The sequence below is a fragment of the Sphingomonas sp. T1 genome (genome assembly GCF_902506585.1).
In the GTDB taxonomy this organism is placed as follows: Bacteria; Pseudomonadota; Alphaproteobacteria; order Sphingomonadales; family Sphingomonadaceae; genus Sphingomonas; species Sphingomonas aerolata.
Genome location: NZ_LR733875.1, coordinates 825009 through 846726, shown reverse-complemented (window position 1 = coordinate 846726; position 21718 = coordinate 825009). Strand labels below are relative to the sequence as shown.

General features: G+C 69.2%; 17 protein-coding genes. 11 read left to right on the top strand and 6 right to left on the bottom strand.

What is annotated here, in order from left to right:
* The first annotated feature begins 187 nt into the window (after positions 1-187).
* A complete protein-coding gene (locus GV027_RS03630; RefSeq protein ID WP_159511022.1) occupies positions 188-898 on the top strand; it encodes a prolyl hydroxylase family protein in 711 nt (236 codons plus the stop codon).
* Here the strand turns inward: GV027_RS03630 and GV027_RS03625 are convergent.
* The 3 genes from GV027_RS03625 to GV027_RS03615 form a co-directional block, all read right to left on the bottom strand.
* A complete protein-coding gene (locus tag GV027_RS03625; protein ID WP_201302571.1) occupies positions 892-1581 on the bottom strand; it encodes a L,D-transpeptidase in 690 nt (229 codons plus the stop codon). The genes GV027_RS03630 and GV027_RS03625 overlap by 7 nt on opposite strands.
* 1 nt (position 1582) lies before the next feature.
* Positions 1583-4153, bottom strand: a complete 2571-nt coding sequence (locus tag GV027_RS03620) for a two-partner secretion domain-containing protein (protein ID WP_159511021.1) — start codon at positions 4151-4153, stop codon at positions 1583-1585.
* A 70-nt stretch (positions 4154-4223) separates the two neighbouring features.
* Entirely contained in the window at positions 4224-5861 is a 1638-nt protein-coding gene (locus GV027_RS03615; protein WP_236559040.1) for a ShlB/FhaC/HecB family hemolysin secretion/activation protein, read from the bottom strand.
* A gap of 544 nt (positions 5862-6405) precedes the next feature.
* Here GV027_RS03615 and GV027_RS03610 point away from each other — a divergent pair.
* From GV027_RS03610 to GV027_RS03585, 6 genes are read left to right on the top strand one after another with little or no spacing between them, the layout of a single operon-like run.
* On the top strand, positions 6406-9063 hold the full coding sequence (locus GV027_RS03610) for a glycoside hydrolase family 2 TIM barrel-domain containing protein (protein WP_159511019.1): 2658 nt from the start codon (positions 6406-6408) through the stop codon (positions 9061-9063).
* Positions 9060-10343 carry an MFS transporter gene (locus GV027_RS03605; RefSeq protein WP_107045161.1) on the top strand — a complete coding sequence of 428 codons (1284 nt, stop codon included), beginning with the start codon at positions 9060-9062 and terminating at the stop codon, positions 10341-10343. Before GV027_RS03610 ends, GV027_RS03605 begins: the two co-directional genes overlap by 4 nt.
* A gap of 19 nt (positions 10344-10362) precedes the next feature.
* A complete protein-coding gene (uxuA, locus tag GV027_RS03600) occupies positions 10363-11532 on the top strand; it encodes a mannonate dehydratase (protein ID WP_236559039.1) in 1170 nt (389 codons plus the stop codon).
* Positions 11529-12941 carry a glucuronate isomerase gene (gene uxaC / locus GV027_RS03595; RefSeq protein ID WP_159511018.1) on the top strand — a complete coding sequence of 471 codons (1413 nt, stop codon included), beginning with the start codon at positions 11529-11531 and terminating at the stop codon, positions 12939-12941. Before uxuA ends, uxaC begins: the two co-directional genes overlap by 4 nt.
* Positions 12938-14383, top strand: coding sequence for a mannitol dehydrogenase family protein (locus GV027_RS03590; RefSeq protein WP_236559038.1), 1446 nt, complete (start codon positions 12938-12940; stop codon positions 14381-14383). Before uxaC ends, GV027_RS03590 begins: the two co-directional genes overlap by 4 nt.
* Entirely contained in the window at positions 14380-15384 is a 1005-nt protein-coding gene (locus tag GV027_RS03585; protein WP_159511017.1) for a sugar kinase, read from the top strand. Before GV027_RS03590 ends, GV027_RS03585 begins: the two co-directional genes overlap by 4 nt.
* A 6-nt stretch (positions 15385-15390) precedes the next feature.
* Here GV027_RS03585 and GV027_RS03580 read toward each other — a convergent pair whose 3' ends face one another.
* Positions 15391-16353 (bottom strand): 2-hydroxyacid dehydrogenase, encoded by a 963-nt coding sequence (locus GV027_RS03580; RefSeq protein WP_159511016.1) that lies wholly within the window; start codon positions 16351-16353, stop codon positions 15391-15393.
* Positions 16354-16529: 176 nt separating this feature from the next.
* Between GV027_RS03580 and GV027_RS03575 the strand changes: the two genes are divergently transcribed.
* The 4 genes from GV027_RS03575 (at position 16530) to GV027_RS03560 (ending at position 20076) form a co-directional block, all read left to right on the top strand.
* Complete coding sequence (locus GV027_RS03575) at positions 16530-16808, top strand: hypothetical protein (RefSeq protein ID WP_159511015.1); 279 nt, start codon at positions 16530-16532, stop codon at positions 16806-16808.
* A 216-nt stretch (positions 16809-17024) separates the two neighbouring features.
* Entirely contained in the window at positions 17025-17519 is a 495-nt protein-coding gene (locus tag GV027_RS03570; RefSeq protein ID WP_236559037.1) for an SAM-dependent methyltransferase, read from the top strand.
* Entirely contained in the window at positions 17516-17779 is a 264-nt protein-coding gene (locus tag GV027_RS03565) for a hypothetical protein (RefSeq protein ID WP_031394926.1), read from the top strand. The genes GV027_RS03570 and GV027_RS03565 overlap by 4 nt, the downstream gene beginning before the upstream one ends.
* 176 nt (positions 17780-17955) lie before the next feature.
* The gene (locus GV027_RS03560) at positions 17956-20076 is read left to right on the top strand and encodes a phosphocholine-specific phospholipase C (RefSeq protein WP_159511014.1); all 2121 of its coding nucleotides are present in this window, start codon (positions 17956-17958) and stop codon (positions 20074-20076) included.
* Here GV027_RS03560 and GV027_RS03555 read toward each other — a convergent pair.
* Together GV027_RS03555 and GV027_RS03550 are read right to left on the bottom strand one after the other, a co-directional pair.
* On the bottom strand, positions 20046-20840 hold the full coding sequence (locus GV027_RS03555) for a MetQ/NlpA family ABC transporter substrate-binding protein (protein WP_159511013.1): 795 nt from the start codon (positions 20838-20840) through the stop codon (positions 20046-20048). The two genes, GV027_RS03560 and GV027_RS03555, sit on opposite strands and share 31 nt — an antisense overlap.
* A 22-nt stretch (positions 20841-20862) precedes the next feature.
* The gene (locus tag GV027_RS03550) at positions 20863-21525 is read right to left on the bottom strand and encodes a methionine ABC transporter permease (protein WP_107932587.1); all 663 of its coding nucleotides are present in this window, start codon (positions 21523-21525) and stop codon (positions 20863-20865) included.
* Positions 21526-21718: the final 193 nt, after the last annotated feature.

Below are 21718 nucleotides of genomic sequence, written 5' to 3'. Positions count from 1 at the left end.
CTCAACGATCGTCACGCGATTAAGTCGCACCCGGATTTTGCCGTCTGCGCGGACAAGTATCGAGCATTGCGGCCGAATTCGGCGGTGAAACGGCTTTTGCGCCTGTACGGCTTGATCTATGTGATGGTCTGGCCACGGGGCCGGACCGCCGGTCCGCCACCGACGCGCCCGACAGTCTGGAGTGCCCATGGTCGCCGTTCCGTCCGCCGCATCGCCCTTATCCGCCACCGACCGACGCGACGGCCCGGTCGAAGCGCTCGCGCGCGCGGAGTCCGCGGCACAGGTCCGCGAGCAGATCCTGTGCTATCCCGGCGCCGTTCGCATTCCGGCACCCGGGATCGAGCTGTACGTCGTCCGCGATTTCCTGCCGCTCGACATATGCGCGGCGCTGATCGCGCTGATCGACGCCGATCGCGTGCCGTCGCCGGTCGTCGCCGACGATCCGCGTCCCGCCTACCGGACCAGCGAGACCTGTTACCTCTATGCGGGGCCCGACGCGGTCACCGCGGTCGAGACCCGGCTCGACGCGCTGACCGGGCTTGAACCGCGCTACGGCGAGGCGCTGCAGGGCCAGCGTTATGCGGTCGGGCAGGAGTTCAAGCCGCATCACGACTTCTTCGATACCGGCCAGCTTTACTGGCAGGATCAGGTCGCGGTCGGCGGACAGCGGACCTGGTCGGCGATGACCTTCCTCAACGAGCCCGTGGCGGGAGGCCGGACCAATTTCCCGACAGCGGACGTGATCATCGCGCCCAAGGCGGGCAATCTGGTGATCTGGAACAACATGGACGACTATGGCGCGCCCAACCCGGGGTCGGTGCATCAGGGCATGCCGGTCGAGCAGGGGGTCAAATACGTGCTGACCAAATGGTATCGCGAGCGCCCCTGGGGTCAGTGAGGCACGGCGTCCGGCGCTGAGGCCGTCATTGCAAACACGCTGCGCAACGGCCGGGTCTCGGGCAGGATATAGACGATCCCGACCGTACCCGTGAACAACGGCTTGATCACCCCGTCGTAGAAGCGCGCGGGCACATTGACGCAGCCATAGGAGATCCGGTTGTCGCCCGGCGTCGCCGAGGCCAATCGTCCGGCGCGGTCGTCGACCCGGCGGCCGGCGATGACGCGGTGGAGCGACAGCGCAGCGGCATAGTCGATCCACAGGATATCCTGCTCGAAATCGGCGCCGATCGACGCCTGGAACCGTCCGGCGGGCGTGGTCCGCTCGGCGGGCGTGATCGTCGCGAGCTTGCGCTGGCCGATCCCCGGCACGCTGTCGTCGCCGCGGGCGAGCCCGAGCAGCGCGGGCGCCGTGCCGCGCAGCACACCCGTACCATCGAACGCGAAGACTACCGCGTTCACCTTGTCGATCACGACGAACGGCAACGTCTGGTTGTCGCGCGACCGCATCACCCAGTCGACCGTGTCGCGGGCATCGCGGGACGCGGCGGCAGTCCCGAACCGCGCGGTCGCCGATGTGCCGGCCGCGACTGGCTGCGCGCCGGCGACGGACGCGACCCCAGCCGCCAGGGCGACCGCGACCAGCACCGCGCGCCGCGCTGTTCGCGACCCGAAGCCTGCCATATCAGTGGCGCGCCTGCTTGCGCGGATAGACCGGGACCACGGGGGTGCGCGGCACGGGCTGCGTCAGTTCCCCCAGCGACGACTGGGTCGGCGGCGTCACGGGGACCGGCGTCACGGGGGCCGGGGGGATCGGGAACGGTCCCGGGCCTTCCGGCGGCACGCTCACGCCGCCATCGACCACCGTCCCGACCGGCACGTTCGGCCGCCGGATCTGGGCTGGTGGCACCTCGAGGAACGGCCGCGTCGCGGTCGGCAGGACGGTCACGATCACCGGCGTCGGTGTCGGTGTCGGCGTCGGCGTCGGCGTCAATATCGGCGTTGGCGAAGGCGAGGGTGCTGGCGACGGCGCGGGTGCGGGTGCTGGCGACGGGGCTGGCGAAGGCGCTGGCGAGGGCGAAGGGGCAGGCGCCGGAGCAGGCGCGGGTGATGGCGACGGTGCGGGCGCTGGGGCCGGTGCTGGCGACGGTGAAGGCGCAGGCGACGGGGCCGGCGAAGGCGACGGGGCCGGTGACGGTGCCGGGGCAGGCGCTGGGGCCGGTGCAGGCGCCGGCGCGGGCGCCGGTGCTGCGGTGATCGTCCCGGTGGTCCGGAAGCCCGCGGTGCAGCAGGACCCGGCCAGCGCATATTGGTCCGCATTCGCGCCGGTCAACGTATAGCCGCTGTAGCTGACGCCGATCCCCGCCCCGGCGTCCGCGCTGTCGAACGCCGCCGTCGCGTCCGTCCCCGCGACCAGGGCGACGCCGCTCGGCAGCCCCGAAGTGTCCGACGCGTTGAACCCGCTCAGCACCGCCGCATTGGTGCCGTCCGCGACCTTCTGCGCGGACGGGAAGACCAGCATCCGCTGCGCGATCGCCGCACCCTCGGTCAGCACGAACTCGCTCGAGAAGTCGGTCGGCGTGGTATACGAAACCGGGTTGTAGGTGATCGACACCGGCGCTGCGGTCACCGTCGTTGGCGGCGACAGCGCGGAGAACACGATCGTGCCGCCGTTGACGCCCGGCCCGGTGCCGTCCGCGCCCGCGATCAGCGTCAACCCGACCGGCAGGCCCAGGCTCTGCGCCGGGATCGTCGTGCCGCGCGTCAGCGTGACGGCGGCGTCGATCATCACGTCATGCCCCGCGCACAGCGCGATGTTGCCGTCGGTCGTCGTGATCGCATGATAGACGTTCACGTTGCGCCCGGCGTTGAGCAGGATGCTGCCATTGACCGTCGTCAGGTCGGCGTTGACGTTCACGTCGCGCCCGCAGCATGCGACGATGTTGCCGTTGGTCGCGCTGATCGGCGCGTTGATGACGACGTCGCGAAACGCGTTCAAGGTCAGCGTCGTCGGCACGCCCGACGCGGTCCACGCGACCGCGTCGTTGACGAAGATGTCGCCATTGCCCGTCGTCGTGTCGCCCGCCGCGGGCAGCGTGCTGATCGTGATGCTGGTCGTCACGAGCTGCGCCGACAGCGTCGAGCCCGAGATATTGCCGCCCGCGCCGATCACATAATCCTGCGGATCGATCAGCCAGGTGCCGGTCATGCCCGACCGCGCCAGCGTCGAGACCTTGGCCCCATCGGCGATGTTGACGGTCGCCGCCGACGTCTCGACGAAGCCGCCATTGCCGCCGACCGGCGCGCTCGCGTCGAGCGTGCCGCTGAGATTGGTGGTGCCGGTCTGCATGTCTCCGAGCAGCAGGATCGTGCCGCTGCGGTTCTGCAGCGTCCGCGCCTCGATGATGCCGCTGTTGTTAACCGCGGTGTGGAGCAGGTCGCCCGCACCCTGCGCGGTCATCACGACCTTGCCGCCATCCGCGCGGATCAGCCCGCCATTGCGGACTAGCGCGCCCACCGCGCCCTTGTCGACCGCGACGTTGAGCAGCCCGTCGCCCGCGACGTCGAGCGTGATCGCCTCGCCCGCCGCCAGCACGACCGTGCCGAAATTGGCGCGGATCACGCCGCTGTTGCCGACCTGCGCGCCGAGCAGCGCGACATAGCCGCCCTTGGCGGTGATCGTGCCGTCATTCTGGACGCCGGCACTGCTGGTCCCGGCAAAGCGCGACTGGCCGGCCATGAAATCCGCATCGCTGATGTTCAGCGTCGATGCGACCAGCCCGCCGACGTTCACGCTCGCGGTCTTGCCGAACACGATGCCGTTGCCGTTGACCAGGAAGACCTTGCCGTTGGACGAGAGGTTGCCGAGGATCGACGACGGATCCGACCCGACCACGCGATTGAGCGCGACCGAGCTTGTGCCCGGCTGGTCGAAGGTCACGCTGGCGCCCTTGCCGATCGAGAAGGACTGCCAATTCAGCACCGCGCGATCGCTGGTCTGGGTGACCGTCATCGCCGGCCCGCGCGTCGCGATGCTCGCCTGGCCCGCGGCCACCTCGCCCCCGGTCGGCAGCGTCTGCGCCGTGGCGGGGCGCGCGGCGACCGTGCCGGCAAGGCTGATACCGATCAGCCACGCGAACCGCGCGAGCCCGGTCGTACCGAACAGGCCGCCGCGGCGCTGGCGCGTCGGTGCGGTGGAGGTGGAGGGAGCGGCGGCGGCGGGGCGATGGCGGATCGATGCGGGGATCGGGGTCATGGGCGGTATCCTCGGGTGGCGGCGGATGGCCGCGAAATGTCGGTGCTGGTCGCGGTCGTGCGCGCAGGCGTCAGAAGCTCTTGGCGATCTGGAACCAGGCGCGCCCGGACCGGTCGGGGGCGGCAGTCGCGTCGGCGCTGCCCAGCTTGCGCGCATAGGTCGCGCGCAGCACGATGTCGTATGGCGCGGTCCAGGTCGCGCCCGCGCCATAGGCGCTGTGGACCGCATGGTTCGACCCGTCGAAATAGCGCCGCTTCACATAATCGACCTCGCCGACATCGACGAAGGCGAACAGCTGCAGCGCGCCCGGGATGACCCGCGGCAGCGCGAGCCGCGCCTCGGCGGTCGCGACATAGCCTTGATCGCCATAGGCCTCGCCCTCGGGATAGGCGCGCACCGCATAGGCGCCGCCCAGCTCCATCTTCTCGGAGATGTCGAGATTGTTGAACGCGACCTGCCCGCGGACCGAGCCGAACACCGAGACCGGCCCGCTGATCGTCTGCAGCCGCGCCAGGCTGAACTGCATCTTGCCGTAGCGACCATCGGTGCGCGCGGTCAGCGCGTCGACCGACCGCTCATAGGCGCCGCGAATATCGAGCGTGCCGACCGAGACGCTCAGCGAATAGGCGTTCCAGCCGCCGCCGAGCAGCGTGTCGTGCGAGTCGCCGCTCAGCCCGCCCATGACGACCTGCGCACGGCGATAGGTGACCGTGTCGACGATCCCGAACCGGTCGTCGAACCATTTTGCATCGCCCGCCACCGTCACGTACAGGTTGCTGTCGCGCGACCGGATCAGCGGGTAGCTGGCATAGACGCTGGCGATCTCGGCATTGCCGCTGCCGTCGAGGCTGTCGAATTCCTTGCCGAGTTCATAGTCGAGATGCGCATAGGCGACGCCGAGCGTGACCTTGCCGATCGGTGCCTGATAGAAGGCGCGGCCATAAGCGAGCCCCGAGAAGGACGTCAGCGCGCGAAAGCCGAGCACGTCGCCCGAGCCGGTCGGGTTGTTCCAGTTGACCGACCCGCCGACGCGGTAGGCGCCGGTGTAGCGGTTGCCCGCATTGTCGGCCTCGACGCTGCCCGTGATGCTGCGGCCCGGGGTGATGTCGACCAGCAGGTCCGACGTGCCGACCGCGGTGCCGGGGCTCAGCGTCGAGCGCACGCGCACGCCGGGCAGGTCGGACAGCATCAGCAGCCGGCGTTCGATCGGCGCGACCGCGACCGCATCACCGACCTCGAGCCCGTCGAGCATGCCGTTCGCGACGCTGTCAGCGAGGCGGGATTCGTTGCGCAGCCCGACCGCGCCGAGGCGACCCTCGACGACCGCGATCGTCACCGTCCCGCTCTGCACGTCCTGCGCGGGCAGATAGGCCTGCGCGACGAAATAGCCGCGGCTGGTATAATAGTCGGTGATCCGCGCCGCGAGCGTCTTCAGACCCGCGAGATCGAGGTTCGCACCCGGCGCGAACCCCGTCGCGGCGACTAGCGTCGCTTCGGGGAACAACGTCGCGCCGGTGACGCGGATCGCATCCACACGGGCCGAGGGTCCGCCCGCGGCCGGGATCGCGACCGGCGTCTTGCGCGTCAGGCCGAGCTCGGGATCGGGCGTATCGGTCAGCGGCACGGGCGGGATCTGCTGCAGCTGGCCACCGGCGCCGACCGGCACCTGTGCCTGCGCGGCCCCGCCGCCTGCCACGAGCGCAGCCATACTCACCGCCGCACACGCGGCTGCCCGAAGGATCGACGTCATTGGATATACCTCGAAAGTCACCGCGGATGGACGCTACGAACCTCCCATCCGCAGCAGCGGGAGTCGTAGTAGCAAGGCGTCGGAAGAGCCGCTGAATGCGGCAATGTCGGTGGCGAAGGTCTTGATGAGAAGAAGGTCGATCGTTGTATAAAACGAACGGCCGCGGTGGCTTAGTCCTTCGAATACAACTAAAATATACCCCGATTCCGTTACCGTTCTCTTAACGTTGATCTCTGTTCTTGATCTGAATCAAAAAATAGGTTCGCGCACCGGCTGATGCTGGGCGCGCGACCTGCCTTACCGGACGGCGGCAAACCCGATCACATGCCAAGCCGCGACAGCCTTATTGTCCTGACACGCAGAGGGCCGGGGGCGTCAGAGACGTGGCACCACGTGACTCGCTCTTCCAAAAACCGTCCAAAATCCAAGCCAAAATCAAAAATTAACTGGTCAGGCCAATTGTCAGGAATTAAGCTGCCAAAAAAAGATCAGGGAGAGGGTTATGCAGACCAGATATGTCGCGGCGGCCGTCATCGTCGTCATGGCCGCGCCCGCTGCCGCACAGAGCGAGCGATCGGTCGTCCCCCTGGCGCAGGGCTGGGAGTTCCAGCGCGGCGGCGACGTCGATCCGGCGCAGGCGGCACAGGCCCCCGGCTCTTGGGAGCGGGTCAGCGTACCGCACACCTGGAACCGCGTCGGCTATTACATGCCCGACCCCCAGACCCATCTGAACAATGCCGAGTCGGTCGACAAATATCAGGGCGTCGGCTGGTACCGCATGACCTTCACCCCGCCCGCCATGGACGCAGGTCAGCGCGCCTGGCTCCAGTTCGACGCGGCGAGCCGCACTGCCGAGGTCTGGCTCAACGGCCAGCGGATCGACGGGCACAAGGGCGGGTTTTCACGCTTCCGGCTCGATGCCACGCGCGCGCTCCGCGCCGGGCAGGCGAACACGCTGCTCGTCAAGGTCGACAATACGCAACCGGCGCAGGGGTCGTCGACCGCGGACATCCTGCCGCTCGCGGGCGATTTCTTCGTCCATGGCGGGCTGTATCGGCCGGTCAGTCTGATCGTCACCAACGCGGTCCATGTCGACATGCTCGATGCCGGTGGCAGCGGGATCTTCGCGACGACCAAGTCGATCGACGCGGCGATGGCGAATGTCGACGTCCGCGTGCGGATCCGGAATGACGGGACCAAGACCCAGGCGGTCAACGCGGTGGTCAGGCTGATCGACGCGGGCGGCAAGACGGTCGCCACCGCGACCCGCCGCATCCCCCTGCGCGCCGACACCGCGTCCGAGAGCGTCCAGTCGCTGTCGGTCGCGACGCCGCATCTGTGGAACGGGGTCGCCGATCCGTATCTGCACCGTCTGGTGGTCGAGATCGCGACGCCGTCGGGCGCGGTGCTCGACCGGGTCGAGCAGGCGTTCGGCATCCGCGAGATGCGCGCCGACCCGGCCCGCGGCTTCATGCTCAACGGCAAGCCGCTGCGGCTCCAGGGCGTCGGCTATCACCAGGATCGCGAGGGCAAGGGCTGGGCGACCGCGCCTGCGGATATCGAGCAGGATTTCGCGATCATGCGCGAAATGGGCGTGAACAGCATCCGCCTGACGCATTACCAGCACGGCCAGGTGATCCACGACCTCGCCGACCGCTACGGCATGGTGCTGTGGGACGAGATCCCGCTCGTGTCGCGCTGGACCTGGGGCGACGATGCGGTCGCGAGTGCCGGGCTGCGCGACGATGCGCGCCAGCAGCTGCGCGAGCTGATCCGGCAGAACGGCAACCACGCGTCGGTGTTCAACTGGGGGATCGCGAACGAGGTCGATTTCGGCAAGTCGCTGCCGGCGTTCATCACCACCAGCAAGGACACGCCCGCGCCCGATCCGCTGCCGCTGCTGCGCGAATTGAACGCGCTGGCGAAAAGCGAGGATCCGTCCCGCGCGACCGCGCTGGCGACCTGTTGCGAAGGCCGGCTGCTCGGCTCCGCGGACATTCCGATCACCGCGGAGGCCGCCGATCTCGGCGGGGCCAACCGCTATTTCGGCTGGTATTACGGACAGCCCGGCGATCTCGGCAAGCATCTCGACTCGCTCCGCGCGCTGCGCCCGAACCAGCCCGTGTCGGTGACCGAATATGGCGCGGGCGGCGCGACGACGATCCACACCGACAATCCGCTCGGCGGCAAGGTCGACCAGCGCGGTCGCAATCAGCCCGAGGAATATGAGAGCTACATCCACGAAACCGCCTGGGCGACGCTGTCCGCCAAACCCTATCTCTGGGGGACATGGCTGTGGAACTCGTTCGACTTCGCGACGACCGTCCGGCGCGAGGGCGATGCGATCGACATCAATACCAAGGGGCTCGTCACCTACGACCGGAAGATCCGCAAGGACGCCTATTATTTCTACAAGGCGAACTGGACCGCGACGCCGACGGTGCACGTCGCCGGGCGGCGCTATGTCGACCGCGCCTATCCGGTCGCCGACGTCCGCGTGTACAGCAACGCGCCGCGCACCGACCTGCTGGTCAACGACCGCGTCGTCGGCACGCTGAGCGCCTGTCCGCAGATGATCTGCGCCTGGTCGAACGTCGCGCTGGCGGCGGGCGCGAACCGCGTCGTCGCGCGCGGCGTCTTCCCGACCGGGGCGGTCGACGACGCGATCGAATGGCGGGTCGCGCCGGAGGCCGCGCGCTCGATCCGGATCGACAGCGGCGCGCTGGTCGCACCGGAGATCGCGGGCAAGCATTATGGCTCGGACGCGTTCTTCGACGGCGGCAGTTTCGGCGATATCAACGCCTATTCGGGCTATGGTCCGCGCCCCGAGAAGAAGGTCGTCGCGGGGACACCCGAAGGCGCGGTCGCCGAAACCTACCGCGAAGGCCGGTTCGGCTACCGCGTGCCGCTCGCCAACGGGCGCTACACGGTCGAGCTGAGCTTCGTCGAACCCTCGCTCGCAGCCGGCGCCCGACAGTTCGACGTCGTCGCCAACGGCAAGCGCGCGATCGCCGCGCTGGACATCGCTGCGGTCGCGGGCGCGCCGCTCACGCGCGTCACGCGGCGGATCGTCGTGGGCGTCACCGACGGCATGCTTGACCTGAAATTCGTGCCGATCAAGGGCGACGCGATCGTGTCCGGCATCGAGATCACGCGATGAGCGCGCCGGGCACCCCGCGGCGCGGCTGGCGCAGCGTGCCGCTGCGCTGGCGGCTGATCGCGCTGGTGACGCTGGGGACGATCCTCAACTATCTCGCGCGCTCGACCCTGTCGGTGGCCGCACCGCAGCTGAAGACCGAATTCGGCATGTCGACCGAGGATTACAGCTGGGTCGTGCTGGCGTTCCAGGCCAGCTACACGGTGATGCAGACCGTCGCCGGCAGCGTGCTCGACCTGCTCGGCACGCGGCTCGGCTTCTTCCTGTTCGCGGTCGGCTGGGCGCTCGCCAACATGGCGCATGCGCTGGCGACCGGCTGGCCGAGCCTCGCGCTGTTCCGCGCGCTGCTCGGCGCGAGCGAAGCGGCGGCGATCCCCGCGGGCGCCAAGACGGTGTCCGAATGGTTTCCCCCGCGCGAGCGGTCGCTGGCGACCAGCGTGTTCCAGATGGGCACCAGCGTCGGCAACATGATCGCGCCGCCGCTCGTCGCCTTCTGTATCCTCGCCTGGAACTGGCAGGCGGCGTTCATCGTCACCGGCGGGCTCAGCCTCGTCTGGGCGTTCCTGTGGTATTGGGGCTATCGCAGCCCCGCCGACCATCCCGCGCTGAGCGAGGACGAGCGCGCCGCGATCATCGAGACCCGCGGCGAGGACGTCACCGCCAAGCCCGCGACGCGCGGCGACCTGTTGCGCAGCCGCAGCTTCTGGGGGATCGCGGTCCCCAAATTCCTGGCCGAACCGGCGTGGCAGACGTTCAACTTCTTCATCCCGCTCTATCTGGTGTCGGTGTGGAAGCTCGATCTGAAGAGTATCGCCTTATGGGCCTGGATGCCGTTCCTCGCCGCCGATTTCGGCAGCCTGGCCGCGGGCGTGCTGCCGAGCTGGCTGATGAAGCGCGGCGTGCCGCTGGTCGCGTCGCGCAAGATCACGATGACGATCGGCGCGATGTGCATGATCGGGCCGGCGTGCATCGGTCTTGCGCACTCGCCCGGTGTCGCGATCATCCTGTTCTGCATCGGTGGCTTCGCGCACCAGATGCTGAGCGGCGCGCTGGTGACGCTGTGTTCCGACATGTTCGACAGCCGGACGGTCGGCACCGCGACCGGGATGGCGGGGACGTCGGCCTGGGTCGGCGGGATGCTGTTCACGCTGCTGATCGGGCAGAGCGCGGATGCGTGGGGATATGACCCGCTGTTCGCGGCGTTGGCGGCGCTCGATCTGCTCGCGGCGGTCGTCTTGTGGAGTTTGCTGCGCGCTACGCCGCGCACGGGGTTGAGGGTTTAAGAGGATGACGAGTGTGTTGATGACGCAGACGATGCGCTGGTTCGGGCCGAACGATCCGGTGCGGCTGGACAGCATCCGGCAATCCGGCGCGACCGAGGTGGTGACCGCGCTGCACGAGGTCCCGAACGGCGAGGTCTGGACGCGCGAGGCGATCGCCGCGCGCAAGCAGATGGTGCGCGACGCCGGGCTCGACTGGACGGTGGTCGAAAGCCTGCCGGTCGATGAGGGCATCAAGACCCGCTCGGGCGAATGGGACCGGTTGATCGACGCTTACCGCGAGAGCCTGCGCAATCTCGCGGCGTGCGGCATCCGCGTCGTCACCTATAACTTCATGCCGTTGCTCGACTGGACGCGGACCGATCTCGCCTGGGAACTGCCCGACGGATCGCGTGCGCTGCGGTATGAGGCGATCGTGGTGGCCGCCTATGACCTGTTCATGCTGCAGCGGCCGGGTGCCGAGCAGAGCTATGCGCCAGCGGTGCGCGACGCGGCGGCGGCGCGCTTTGCCGGCATGGACACGGCGGCGCGCGCGGATCTCGAACGGACGATCCTTGCGGGCCTGCCGGGCAGCGAGGAGGGCTTCACCTCGGCCGCGTTCCTCGAGGCGATCGGCCGCTACGACGCCATCGACGCGGCACGGCTGCGCGACAACCATGTCGCGTTTCTCGAGGCGGTGTGCCCGCTGGCCGACGAGCTCGGCATCGCGTTGGTCGTCCATCCCGACGATCCGCCCTTTCCGATCTTCGGCCTGCCGCGCGTCGTCAGCACCGAGGCCGACGTGACCGATCTCTTCACCCGCGTGCCCAACGTCTCGAACGGGCTGTGCCTGTGTACCGGATCGTTCGGCGTGCGCGCCGACAACGACCTGCCCGGTATGGTCGACCGGCTCGGCTCACGGATCGGCTTCCTGCACCTGCGTTCGGTCCAGCGCGAGGCCGATGGGGCGTTCCACGAAGCCGATCATCTGGAGGGCGATGCGGGCATGGCGGCGGTCATGGCGGCGGTCCACCGGCTGTCGGTCCGCGAAGGGCGCAGCATCCCGATGCGCCCCGATCATGGTCATCAGATGCTCGACGACCTGACGCGCACGACAAATCCCGGATATTCGCTGCTCGGCCGGATGCGCGGGCTCGCCGAACTCCGCGGACTTGAACGCGGTATCGCCTTTGCGGCAGGAGCCCTTGCATGACCCGTCCTCTCGAGCTTCATCCCGACCGGCTGTTTCCCGCCGATCCGACGACCCGCGCGATCGCCCGCACGCTCTATGCGGAGATCGCCGACCTGCCGATCGTCAGCCCGCACGGCCATACCGATCCGACCTGGTTCGCCGACAACGCCAACTGGACCGACGCGACGTCGCTGTTGCTCGCGCCCGACCATTATCTGTTCCGCATGCTCTACAGCCAGGGCGTCGATCTGGACGCGCTGACGATCGCGCGCCGCGATGGTACGCGGAGCGCCGACCCGCGCGCGGCGTGGCGGCTGCTCGCCGACCATTATGCGCTGTTCCGCGGCACGCCGTCGCGAATGTGGCTCGACCATGTCTTCGCCGAGGTGTTCGGGTTCGACGTCGCGTTCGAGCCGGCGACCGCGGACCTGTATTTCGACACGATCGGCGAAAAGCTCGCGACCGCAGCGTTCCGCCCGCGCGCGCTGTTCGACCGGTTCCGGATCGATTTCCTTGCCACCACCGAAGGCGCGCATGACAGCCTCGACGCGCATCACCGGATCCGCGAGAGCGGCTGGAACGGCCGTGTCGTCACCACCTATCGCCCCGACGGCGTGATCGATGTCGAGCACGAGCAATTCGCCGGTGCGCTGCGCCGCTTCGGCGAGCTGACCGGCGAGGACGTCTATGGCTGGCAGGGCTATCTCGCCGCGCACCGCAAGCGCCGCGCCGATTTCCGCGCGGCGGGCGCCACCGCGACCGATCACGGCCATCCGACCGCCGCGACCGCGAACCTGTCGACGCCCGAATGCGAGGCGCTGTTCGCGCGTATCACCGGCGATCACTGGACCGCCGCCGACGCCGAGCTCTTTCGCGCGCAGATGCTGACCGAGATGGCCGCGATGAGCGTCGAGGACGGCATGGTCATGCAGATCCATCCGGGCTCGGTGCGCAACCACAATGCCGGGCTGTTCGCCAGTCATGGCCGTGACAAGGGCGCGGACATTCCCGGACGCACCGACTATGTCCACGCCCTCAAACCGCTGCTCGATCGGTTCGGGACCTCGACCGCGCTGTCGATCATCCTCTTCACGCTCGACGAGACAGTCTATGCGCGCGAGCTGGCACCGCTAGCGGGGCATTATCCCTGCCTGAAGCTCGGCCCCGCCTGGTGGTTCCACGACAGTCCCGAGGGGATGTGGCGGTTCCGCGAGATGACCACCGAGACTGCGGGCTTCTACAACACCGTCGGCTTCAACGACGACACGCGCGCGTTCCTGTCGATCCCGGCGCGGCACGACGTCGCGCGCCGCATCGACTGCGGCTATCTCGCGCGGCTGGTCGCCGAGCACCGGCTGGAGGACTGGGAGGCAGCGGAGCTCGCGCGCGAACTGACGAGCGATCTTGTCCGCAAGGCATACCGGCTGTGAGGCTGTCCAGGGCCACGCGATCCGCGCTCGCCGCCGACGTGACGCAGCCCGCATCCTCCGCCGTCACCGTCGGGCGGATCGTCCATCTCGGGATCGGCGCGTTCCACCGCGCGCATCAGGCGGTCTATACGCAGGATGCGTCGACGCCGGACGCGGGCTGGCGGATCACCGGCGTGTCGCTGCGCTCGCCGCAGGTGCGCGATACGCTCGCCCCGCAGGACGGGCTCTACACCGTGACCGAACGGTCGAACGGCGTCAGCGCGACCCGGCTGATCGACGTGATCGACACGCTGCTGGTCGCCGCGGAGGATCCCGAGGCGGTGATCGCCGCGCTCGCCGACCCTGCGACCCAGGTCGTGACGCTGACCGTCACCGAAAAGGGCTATTACCGGCATCCGGCGACCGGTGCGCTGCTCGTCGACGATCCGGCGATCGCGCACGATCTGAGCGGCGGCGTGCCGCGGACAATCTTCGGCTTTCTGGCGGCGGCGCTCGATCGGCGGCGCGGCGCGGGGGCAGGCGGGCTGACGCTGGTGTCGTGCGACAATCTGTCGGGCAATGGCGCGCTGCTGATGCGCCTGCTGCTCGCGTTCGTCGAGCACCGCGACGCGGATCTGGCCGCCTGGGTGCGCGCGCACGTGACCGCGCCCGACACGATGGTCGACCGGATCGTGCCCGCCTCGACCGAGGCCGACCGTGCGGGCGTCGCGACCGCGATCGGGGTCGACGACGCCGCCGCCCTTGTCACCGAACCGTTCCGGCAATGGGTGATCGAGGACCGCTTCGCCGGCCCGCGCCCGCGCTGGGAGGCGGCGGGGGCGCAGATCGTCGACGACGTCGCGCCGTTCGAACTCGCCAAGCTGCGGCTGTTGAACGCCAGCCATTCGACGCTCGCCTATGTCGGACTGCAACGGGGCCACGCCTTTGTCCATGAGGCGATCGCCGACCCGGCACTGCGCGCGTTCGTGATCGCGCAGATGCAGGAGGAGGCGGTGCCGAGCCTGACCGCGGCGGCGGGGCTCGATCCCGCGGCATATATCGACGCGATCCTCGACCGCTTCGCCAATGCCGATCTTCACCACCGGCTCGATCAGATCGCGATGGACGGATCGCAGAAGCTCCCGCAACGCTGGATCGCGACCGTCGCCGAGCGGCAGGCGCAGGGGCTCGACAGCCCGAAGCATCGCCTCAGCCTCGCCGCGTGGATCGCCTACACCGCCCACGCGCCCGCCATGGCCGACGATCCGCTGCGGAATCGCTACGCCGCGATATGGGCGGACACGGCGGGCGACGCGCGGCAGGTCGTCGCGCGGTTCGTCGACGAACTCGGCATATTCCCCGCCGATTTCGACCACGCGGCGCTGGGCGATGCGGTGGTAACGTGGCAGGCGCAGGGGCCAGAGGCCGCGCTGCGCGGCGCCATCGGAGAGCCCGTCGCATGACCGGTACGATAGTGTGTTTCGGCGAGATGCTGTTGCGGCTCGCCGCGCCCGATCGCGGGCATCTGTTCCAGGACGCCCGGCTCGACGCGCATTTCGGCGGCGCGGAGGCGAACGTCGCGGTCGCGCTCGCGCGGATCGACGTGCCCGCCGCGGTCGTTACGACGCTGCCGCATGGCCTGATCGGCAATGCGGCGCTCGACTCGGTCCGCGCCGCCGGCGTCGACGTCTCGCGGGTGATGCGCGCGGACGGTCGGCTCGGCCTGTATTTCCTGTCGCCGCCGAGCGGGGCGCGCGGCGCGCAGATCGTCTACGACCGCCTCGACAGCAGCTTCGCCGCCACCCCGTCGAGCGCCTATGACTGGCCCGCGATGCTGGACGGCATCGACTGGCTGCATCTGTCGGGGATCATTCCCGCAATCGGTCCGGGTGCCGCGCAACTATCGCTCGATGCGATCGCGGCGGCGCGGGCGGCGGGGGTCAGGGTCTCGTTCGACGGCAATTTCCGCGCGAGCATGTGGGCGCGCTGGTGCGCCGATCCGCAAGGCGTGCTGGTCGATCACGTCGACGGTGCGGACCTGCTGTTCGGCAGTCACCGCGACATCTCGCTGCTGCTCGGCGAGGACCATGCCGGTGACACGCCGGACGCGCGGCGTCGCGCATGCGAGGCCGCGTTTGCGCGGTTTCCGACGCTCGCCTGCATCGCCTCGACTGCACGCCGCGTGATCGATGCCGATACGCACGCCCTGTCCGCGCGCGTCGATCGCCGCGACGACTCGTTCGAGACCGAGACGATCCTCGTCACGCAGATCGTCGACCGGATCGGCACTGGCGACGCGTTCGCCGCGGGCGTGCTCTCCTGCCTCGACGACGGGTGCGAGGCGGCGGCGCGCCGCGGCCTCGCGCTCGCCGCGCTCAAGCACGGCACCGCGGGCGATCACAGCCGGACGACGCTGACCGATCTCGCGGACTTCACCGGCGCGCCCGCCGACGTGCGGCGGTGACCGGGCTCAGCCGGGGTTGGGCGTTTCCGCGACGGGGGTGAGCGCGCGACCGGTCTCGAACCACGCGCGCAGATTGTCGACGACCAGCCCGCCCATCGCCGCGCGCGTCCGCTTCGACGCCGAGCCGATATGCGGCAGCAGCACCGTGTTCGGCAGCGCGCGCAGGCTGGCGGGGACATTGGGCTCGTCTTCATAGACGTCGAGCCCGGCGGCGAGGATCGTGCCCTGCTGCAACGCTGCGATCAGCGCGTCCTGATCGACGACGCTGCCGCGAGCGACGTTGATGAACACGCCCTGCGCGCCCAGCGCCTCGAGCACCGCGGCGTCGACCAGATGCTGCGTCCCCTGACCGCCGGGCACGATCGTGATCAGCACGTCGCACGCCGCGGCCAGCGCGACCGGCGTGTCGTGATAGTCATAGCCGATATCCGCCTGCCGCGACCGGCCATGATAGGCGATCGGCACGTCGAACGCCTCGAGCCGCCGCGCCACCGCCTTGCCGATCGCGCCGAGCCCCATGATCCCGATCCGCCGTCCGCGCAGGCTCGGCGACAGCGGAAACGATTTTTCCGCCCAGGCACCGTCGCGGACATGGCGGTCGGCCTGCGGGATCCCGCGCAGCGTCGCGAGCAGCAGCCCGATGGTCAGATCGGCGACCTCCTCGTCCAGCACGCCGGGCGTATTGGTCACGACGATCCCGCGCGTCGCGGCGGCGTCCGCGTCGATCCCGTCATAGCCCACGCCGAAATTGGCGACGATTTCGAGCGCGGACAGCCGGTCGTACCACGACGCGTCGATCCGCCCCGCGAGCGAACTCGCCGCAAGCCCGCGGACGCGCGGCGCCACCGTCGCGAGGAACGCGTCGGGGTCTTCCTGCTCCCATAGCCGGTGCACGACGAACCGCTCGCCCAGCGCGTCGAGGACGCTCGGCAGCATGGGGGCGGGGATCAGGATTTCGGGTCGGTTCATGCCGGGGGTTTACGCACAAACCGCGCGGGCAGACACCCCCTTCCGGGGCCCCCGCGGCGGCCGCCGCATGCGAGAAAACTGCCCAACCCTATGCCCCCGCTACGCAAAAGGCCGGGATCGCTCTCGAATTGCTATGCCGCGGCCGATAGCTGGAGGGCCACGACAAGGAGAGTGGCATGGCAGCGTGGCATCGTTCGCGGCGCGCGGATCTTGGTCTGCGCGCGGTGGGACTTCTCCTCTGCGCAATGGCGTACATCGCGGTGTGGCGCCTGTCCGCCCTCGCGCTTTCCCCTCACGGCTCGGGTGCGTTGGCCTTCGCGCTCGCCGCGATCGGCTTTCTGGGGGCGAGCGCGGGCAGTGTCATGGTGCTACTCGGGCATCACCTGTTCGACGGTATCGCGGTCAGCGAGCGCTGGCGGCCCCGCGTCCGCGCCACGGCAGCGACCACGCACTGAAATGCGACGAGCTGTTGCGGCCACTATGGCGCCACTATTGGGTTTCGGGGAATCGCTCTCGAATCCCTATGCCGCGGTTCGTAATTCGGGTTTGCGGGCGCCTGGACGCCCGATCACACAGGCAAAAACGCGAACATGTCGTCTGAACCCACGCCGGAGCCCCGCGCACGCGGGCGCGTCATTCCTCTCGGCCAGAACAAGGCGGGCCACGGGAGTGTGACCCCGGCACTCGGCGCCACGGCTGAAGCGAAGGCGGACATGCCCGCCACCATGACCCGAGCCTGCGCACGCCGCGCGACGCGCGATCCGCGCTGGCCACATATCGCGGCGGCGCTCGCCGATCTGCGCGAACGGCATCGCCACGCGGTCCGGATCGTCGATGCCGACTGTGCATGCGGGACGCTGCTGATCGAGACCGTGCGTTACGCCCGCGCGCTCGGCTTCACCGCGATCGAGGGGCAGGGCGTCGCCGATGCGCCGGCGCTGATCGGCCGCGCCCGCGCCGCTGCAGCGCGGCTGCACGATCCCGCGATCGGGCTCGACTTCGAGGTTGGCGGTCTGGCGCAGGCGCTCGCCCGCGAAGCCGATTTCCCCGCCGACATCGTGCTGTGCCACGACCAGGACGGCGGCATCGCGCGGCTGCTGGCGGCCGCGGGCACCCTAGTGATCGCCGATCCCGTCGCGACGCGCGTGCGGAGGCAGGCGGCATGACGCGGCGCGACTTGCAATGGAAAGCGGGCGGCTTCGCGCTGATGGCCGTCTCCTGTGCGCTGTGCATGGCGGTCGACGGATCGCCGCTGATGCTCCTCTTCTTCCCGCTCGCGCTGCTCGGGTTGCCGCTGATGATCCACGGCAAACGCGTCGGGCAGATGGTCCGGGCGGAACGCCGCGGGCACAGCCACACAGTCGACGCCGTCCATGCCGCGCGCAGACGTCGGCGCGGACAGGGCCGCGATGGCTTCGGCCGCTGACCAGCAGAGGACCTGTTACGGACATCGTCGACGATCGCATGTCACGCTCGTGCAACCTGTCGGCTTTAGCGATCCTGGATGAACACGCCGTCGCCGCTGTCGCTCGACGTCTGATCTGAACCGGGCATGGTCCGCGGGCGTTTGCGGACCATGCGCTCCTCCTGTGGGTTGCCCCGATGACCGATGTCTCGCGTCGTACACTGCTCGGTGCAGGCGCCACCGGTGCCGCGCTGTCCGCGTTTCCCGCGGCGATCGCGCGCGCCGCGGCGATCGCGCCCGATGTGAAGACGGGCTCGATCATGGATGTCGAGCATGTCGTCATCCTGATGCAGGAAAATCGCGGGTTCGATCATTATTTCGGCACGTTGCGCGGCGTCCGCGGCTTTGCCGACCGGTTGCCGATCCCCGTGCCCGCACCGTCTGCGGGCGGGGCGGCGGCGCCGGTCTGGTATCAGCGCGACCGGACCGCACCGGGCGGCGCGCGGACCGTGCTGCCCTTCCATCTCGCCACCCGCACCAATTTCGACCTGATGCGGATGGAGGGGACGCCGCACAGCTGGCCCGATGCGCAGCGCGGCTGGGACGAGGGGCGGATGGCGCACTGGCCCGAGGCGAAGAGCCAGCGCGCGATGGGCCATTACCGGCGCGAGGATCTGCCGTTCCAGTTCGCGCTCGCCGAGGCGTTCACGCTGTGCGACGCCTATCATTGCTCGGTGCAGACGGGGACCAACACGAACCGGCTGTTCCTGTGGAGCGGCACCAACGATCCCGGCGGCACGCAGGGCGGTCCGGCGATCGGCAATTCGCATGACAGTTTCCCGGCGGATGGCGGCGATCCCGACCCCTATCGCTGGACCACGGTGGTCGAGCGGTTGCAGGCCAAGGGGGTCGACTGGCGCATCTATCAGGACATGGCGGACAATTTCACCGACAACCCGCTGGTCGGGTTCGCCGCCTTCCGCGCGGCGCATCATGCGGCTGGCGACGCGGAACTGCGCGACCGGGCGCTGACGACGCGCGGGCTCGACGCGCTGCGCGCCGACGTGCTGGCCGGGCGACTTCCGCAGGTGTCGTACGTCATCGCCACCGCGAAGGGATCCGAGCATCCCGGCCCGTCGAGCCCGGCACAGGGTGCGGCCTATACCGCCGAGGTTCTCGACGCGCTCACCGCAGACCCGAAGATCTGGGCGCGGACCGCCTTGTTCGTCATGTTCGACGAGAATGACGGCTTTTTCGATCATGTCCCGCCGCCCGCGCCGCCGTCGCGCGCTGCCGACGGCACGCTGCTCGGCGGATCAACGGTCGATCTGACCGGCAGCTATCACCGCCACCCGAGCAAGGGCGATGCGGCGCTCGACCTCCCCGCCTATCGCGGCCGCGCCTATGGCCTGGGGCCGCGCGTGCCGATGTACGTCGTCTCGCCGTGGAGCCGGGGCGGGTGGGTCAATTCGCAGGTGTTCGACCACAGTTCGGTGATCCGCTTCCTTGAACGGCGGTTCGATTTTCACGAGCCCAACATCGCGCCGTGGCGCCGCGCGGTCTGCGGCGACCTGACCTCGGCGTTCGACTTCACCGCCGCCGACGTCGCGCCCTTCGCCGCGATGCCCGATCCCCGCGCCGATGCCGCACGCGCCGCGGCGATCCCCCGGCAGCCGAGCCCGCAGGCACCAATCGACGCGTCACTCCCGTGGCAGGAACCCGGCATCCGCCGGTCCCGCCCGTTGCCCTATGCGCTGCGCGTCGGCGAGACGATCACGGGTGACGCGATCCGGCTGGACTTCACCACCGACGGTACGCAGGCCGCGGTGTTCCACGTCTATGACCGTAGGGGCCTGGACCAGCCGCCCCGCCGCTTCACGGTCGAGCCCGGGCGCACGCTGGACGGGCAATGGGGATTCGACGCGGAGGGTCGCTATGATCTCTGGGTGCTCGGCCCCAACGGGTTTCACCGGCATTTCACGGGGCATCGTGACGATGCCGCGTTGGTATCGCAGCTCGTCTGGCGCATGACACCGACCGAGCTGGCGTTAGTGCTACCCGCCGGACACCGCGCGCACGGACTGGTCGCGCAGGTCGAACGCGTCGGGGCGGCGGCGCTCGTGACTGGGCTGGTCGACGCGCGCTACCGCTGGCCGCTCCGCAACAGCCATGGCTGGTACGACGTCACGATCACGGCGGCGACCGCGCCGACCTATCGGCGCCGCGTCTCGGGGCGGGTCGACGCGCCCGGGCGGATGACGTGCAGCGATCCGTTCGTCACCGCGGCTCAAAACGCGGGCAGCACCGCGCCCGCATAACGGTCCGCGATGAAGCGCCGCGTCTCGGGGCTGCGCAGCGCGGCGATCAGCTTGACGACGCGCGGATCCTTGTCGCCACCGGGCAGGCCGACGACGAAATTGACATAGGGGCTGTTCTTGTCCTCGATCGCGAGCGCGTCGCGCACCGGGTTGAGCTTCGCGTCGAGCGCATAGTTTGTGTTGATCAGCGCCAGATCGACCTCGCCGAGCGTGCGGGGCAGGGTCGCGCCCTCCAGCTCCTTGAACTTGAGGGTCTTCGGGTTGGTCGCGATGTCGTTGAGGCTCGACAGCGGGTTGGTCGGGTTCTTCAGCGTGATCAGCCCGGCCTTTTGCAGCAGCAGCAGCGCGCGGCCGCCGTTGCTCGGCTCGTTCGGGATCGCGACGGTCGCGCCGTTCGGGACCTGCGCGATCGTCTTCCACTTGCGCGAATAGGCGCCCAGCGGCTCGACATGGACACCCGCATAGGGAACCAGATGCGTGCCGCGCGACGCGTTGAACTCGTCGAGATAGGGCTTGGTCTCGAAATAGCTGACGTCGATCTGCTTCTGCTCGACCTGCAGATTGGGCTGCACATAATCGTTGAAGACGCGGATCTTGAGATCGACGCCCTGCTTGGCGAGGGCGGGCTTGATCGATTCGAGGATTTCGGCATGCGGCACCGCGGTCGCGGCGACGGTCAGCGCCGTGCCATCATCCGTCTTGGCGCCACCGCATGCGGCGAGCGCGAGCAGCGAGAGCGAGGCGAGCAGAGTGCGGCGGTTCATGGCATTTCCCAAAATCGTTGGATCAGCGGCGGGTAAAGTGGCGGGCGAGCGCGTCGCCGGCATATTGGATGATCTGGACGAGGACGACCAGCAGGACAACGGTGACGACCATCACGTCGGTCTGGAAGCGCTGATAGCCGAAACGGATCGCGAGATCGCCGAGCCCGCCCGCGCCGACCACGCCGGCCATCGCGGTGAACGAGACGAGCGCGACCGCGGTGACGGTGGCGCCCGAGATCAGCCCCGGCATCGCCTCGGGGATCAGCGCCCGCGTGACGATCTGGCGGGTCGTCGCGCCCATCGCCTGCACCGCCTCGATCGTCGTCCGGTCGATCTCCTTCAGCGATCCCTCGACAAGGCGTGCGTAGAAGGGCGCGGCCCCCACGACGAGCGGCGGGATCGCGCCCGCGACGCCCAGCGACGTGCCGACCAGCAGCACGGTCAGCGGGATCATCACGATCAGCAGGATGATGAACGGCACCGAGCGCAGGATGTTGACGGCGATCCCGAGCGCGCCATTGGCAAGCCGGTTCTCGATCAGCCGCCCCTTGCCGGTCAGATACAGCAGCACGCCGAGCGGCAGGCCGAGCAGGATCGTCAGCACCAGCGACCCGCCGAGCATGATGAGCGTGTCGAGGCACGCCTGGCCGATATCGGACCAGTCGACATTTTCGAAGAAGGTCATCAGCCGTTACCTGTTGGGGGGATCGGCAGGCCAGTGAGCGGCAGGCGCGCGACACGACGCATCCTGGCCGTCATTCCCGCGGAGGCGGGAACCCAGACTGGCAGACGCTTCGATCGGATCGCCGAGGTTGCGGGTCTGGATCCCCGCCTGCGCGGCGATGACGGGCTTGGGGTGGATCTCAGGACCTGAAGGG

Bases quoted from the DNA above. Each gene is read 5' to 3' on its own strand.
- GV027_RS03630 (WP_159511022.1), top strand. From the start codon at position 188: ATGGTCGCCGTTCCGTCCGCCGCATCGCCCTTATCCGCCACCGACCGA.
- GV027_RS03625 (WP_201302571.1), bottom strand. From the start codon at position 1,581: ATGGCAGGCTTCGGGTCGCGAACAGCGCGGCGCGCGGTGCTGGTCGCG.
- GV027_RS03620 (WP_159511021.1), bottom strand. From the start codon at position 4,153: ATGACCCCGATCCCCGCATCGATCCGCCATCGCCCCGCCGCCGCCGCT.
- GV027_RS03615 (WP_236559040.1), bottom strand. From the start codon at position 5,861: ATGGCTGCGCTCGTGGCAGGCGGCGGGGCCGCGCAGGCACAGGTGCCG.
- GV027_RS03610 (WP_159511019.1), top strand. From the start codon at position 6,406: ATGCAGACCAGATATGTCGCGGCGGCCGTCATCGTCGTCATGGCCGCG.
- GV027_RS03605 (WP_107045161.1), top strand. From the start codon at position 9,060: ATGAGCGCGCCGGGCACCCCGCGGCGCGGCTGGCGCAGCGTGCCGCTG.
- uxuA (WP_236559039.1), top strand. From the start codon at position 10,363: ATGACGCAGACGATGCGCTGGTTCGGGCCGAACGATCCGGTGCGGCTG.
- uxaC (WP_159511018.1), top strand. From the start codon at position 11,529: ATGACCCGTCCTCTCGAGCTTCATCCCGACCGGCTGTTTCCCGCCGAT.
- GV027_RS03585 (WP_159511017.1), top strand. From the start codon at position 14,380: ATGACCGGTACGATAGTGTGTTTCGGCGAGATGCTGTTGCGGCTCGCC.
- GV027_RS03580 (WP_159511016.1), bottom strand. From the start codon at position 16,353: ATGAACCGACCCGAAATCCTGATCCCCGCCCCCATGCTGCCGAGCGTC.
- GV027_RS03575 (WP_159511015.1), top strand. From the start codon at position 16,530: ATGGCAGCGTGGCATCGTTCGCGGCGCGCGGATCTTGGTCTGCGCGCG.
- GV027_RS03565 (WP_031394926.1), top strand. From the start codon at position 17,516: ATGACGCGGCGCGACTTGCAATGGAAAGCGGGCGGCTTCGCGCTGATG.
- GV027_RS03560 (WP_159511014.1), top strand. From the start codon at position 17,956: ATGACCGATGTCTCGCGTCGTACACTGCTCGGTGCAGGCGCCACCGGT.
- GV027_RS03555 (WP_159511013.1), bottom strand. From the start codon at position 20,840: ATGAACCGCCGCACTCTGCTCGCCTCGCTCTCGCTGCTCGCGCTCGCC.
- GV027_RS03550 (WP_107932587.1), bottom strand. From the start codon at position 21,525: ATGACCTTCTTCGAAAATGTCGACTGGTCCGATATCGGCCAGGCGTGC.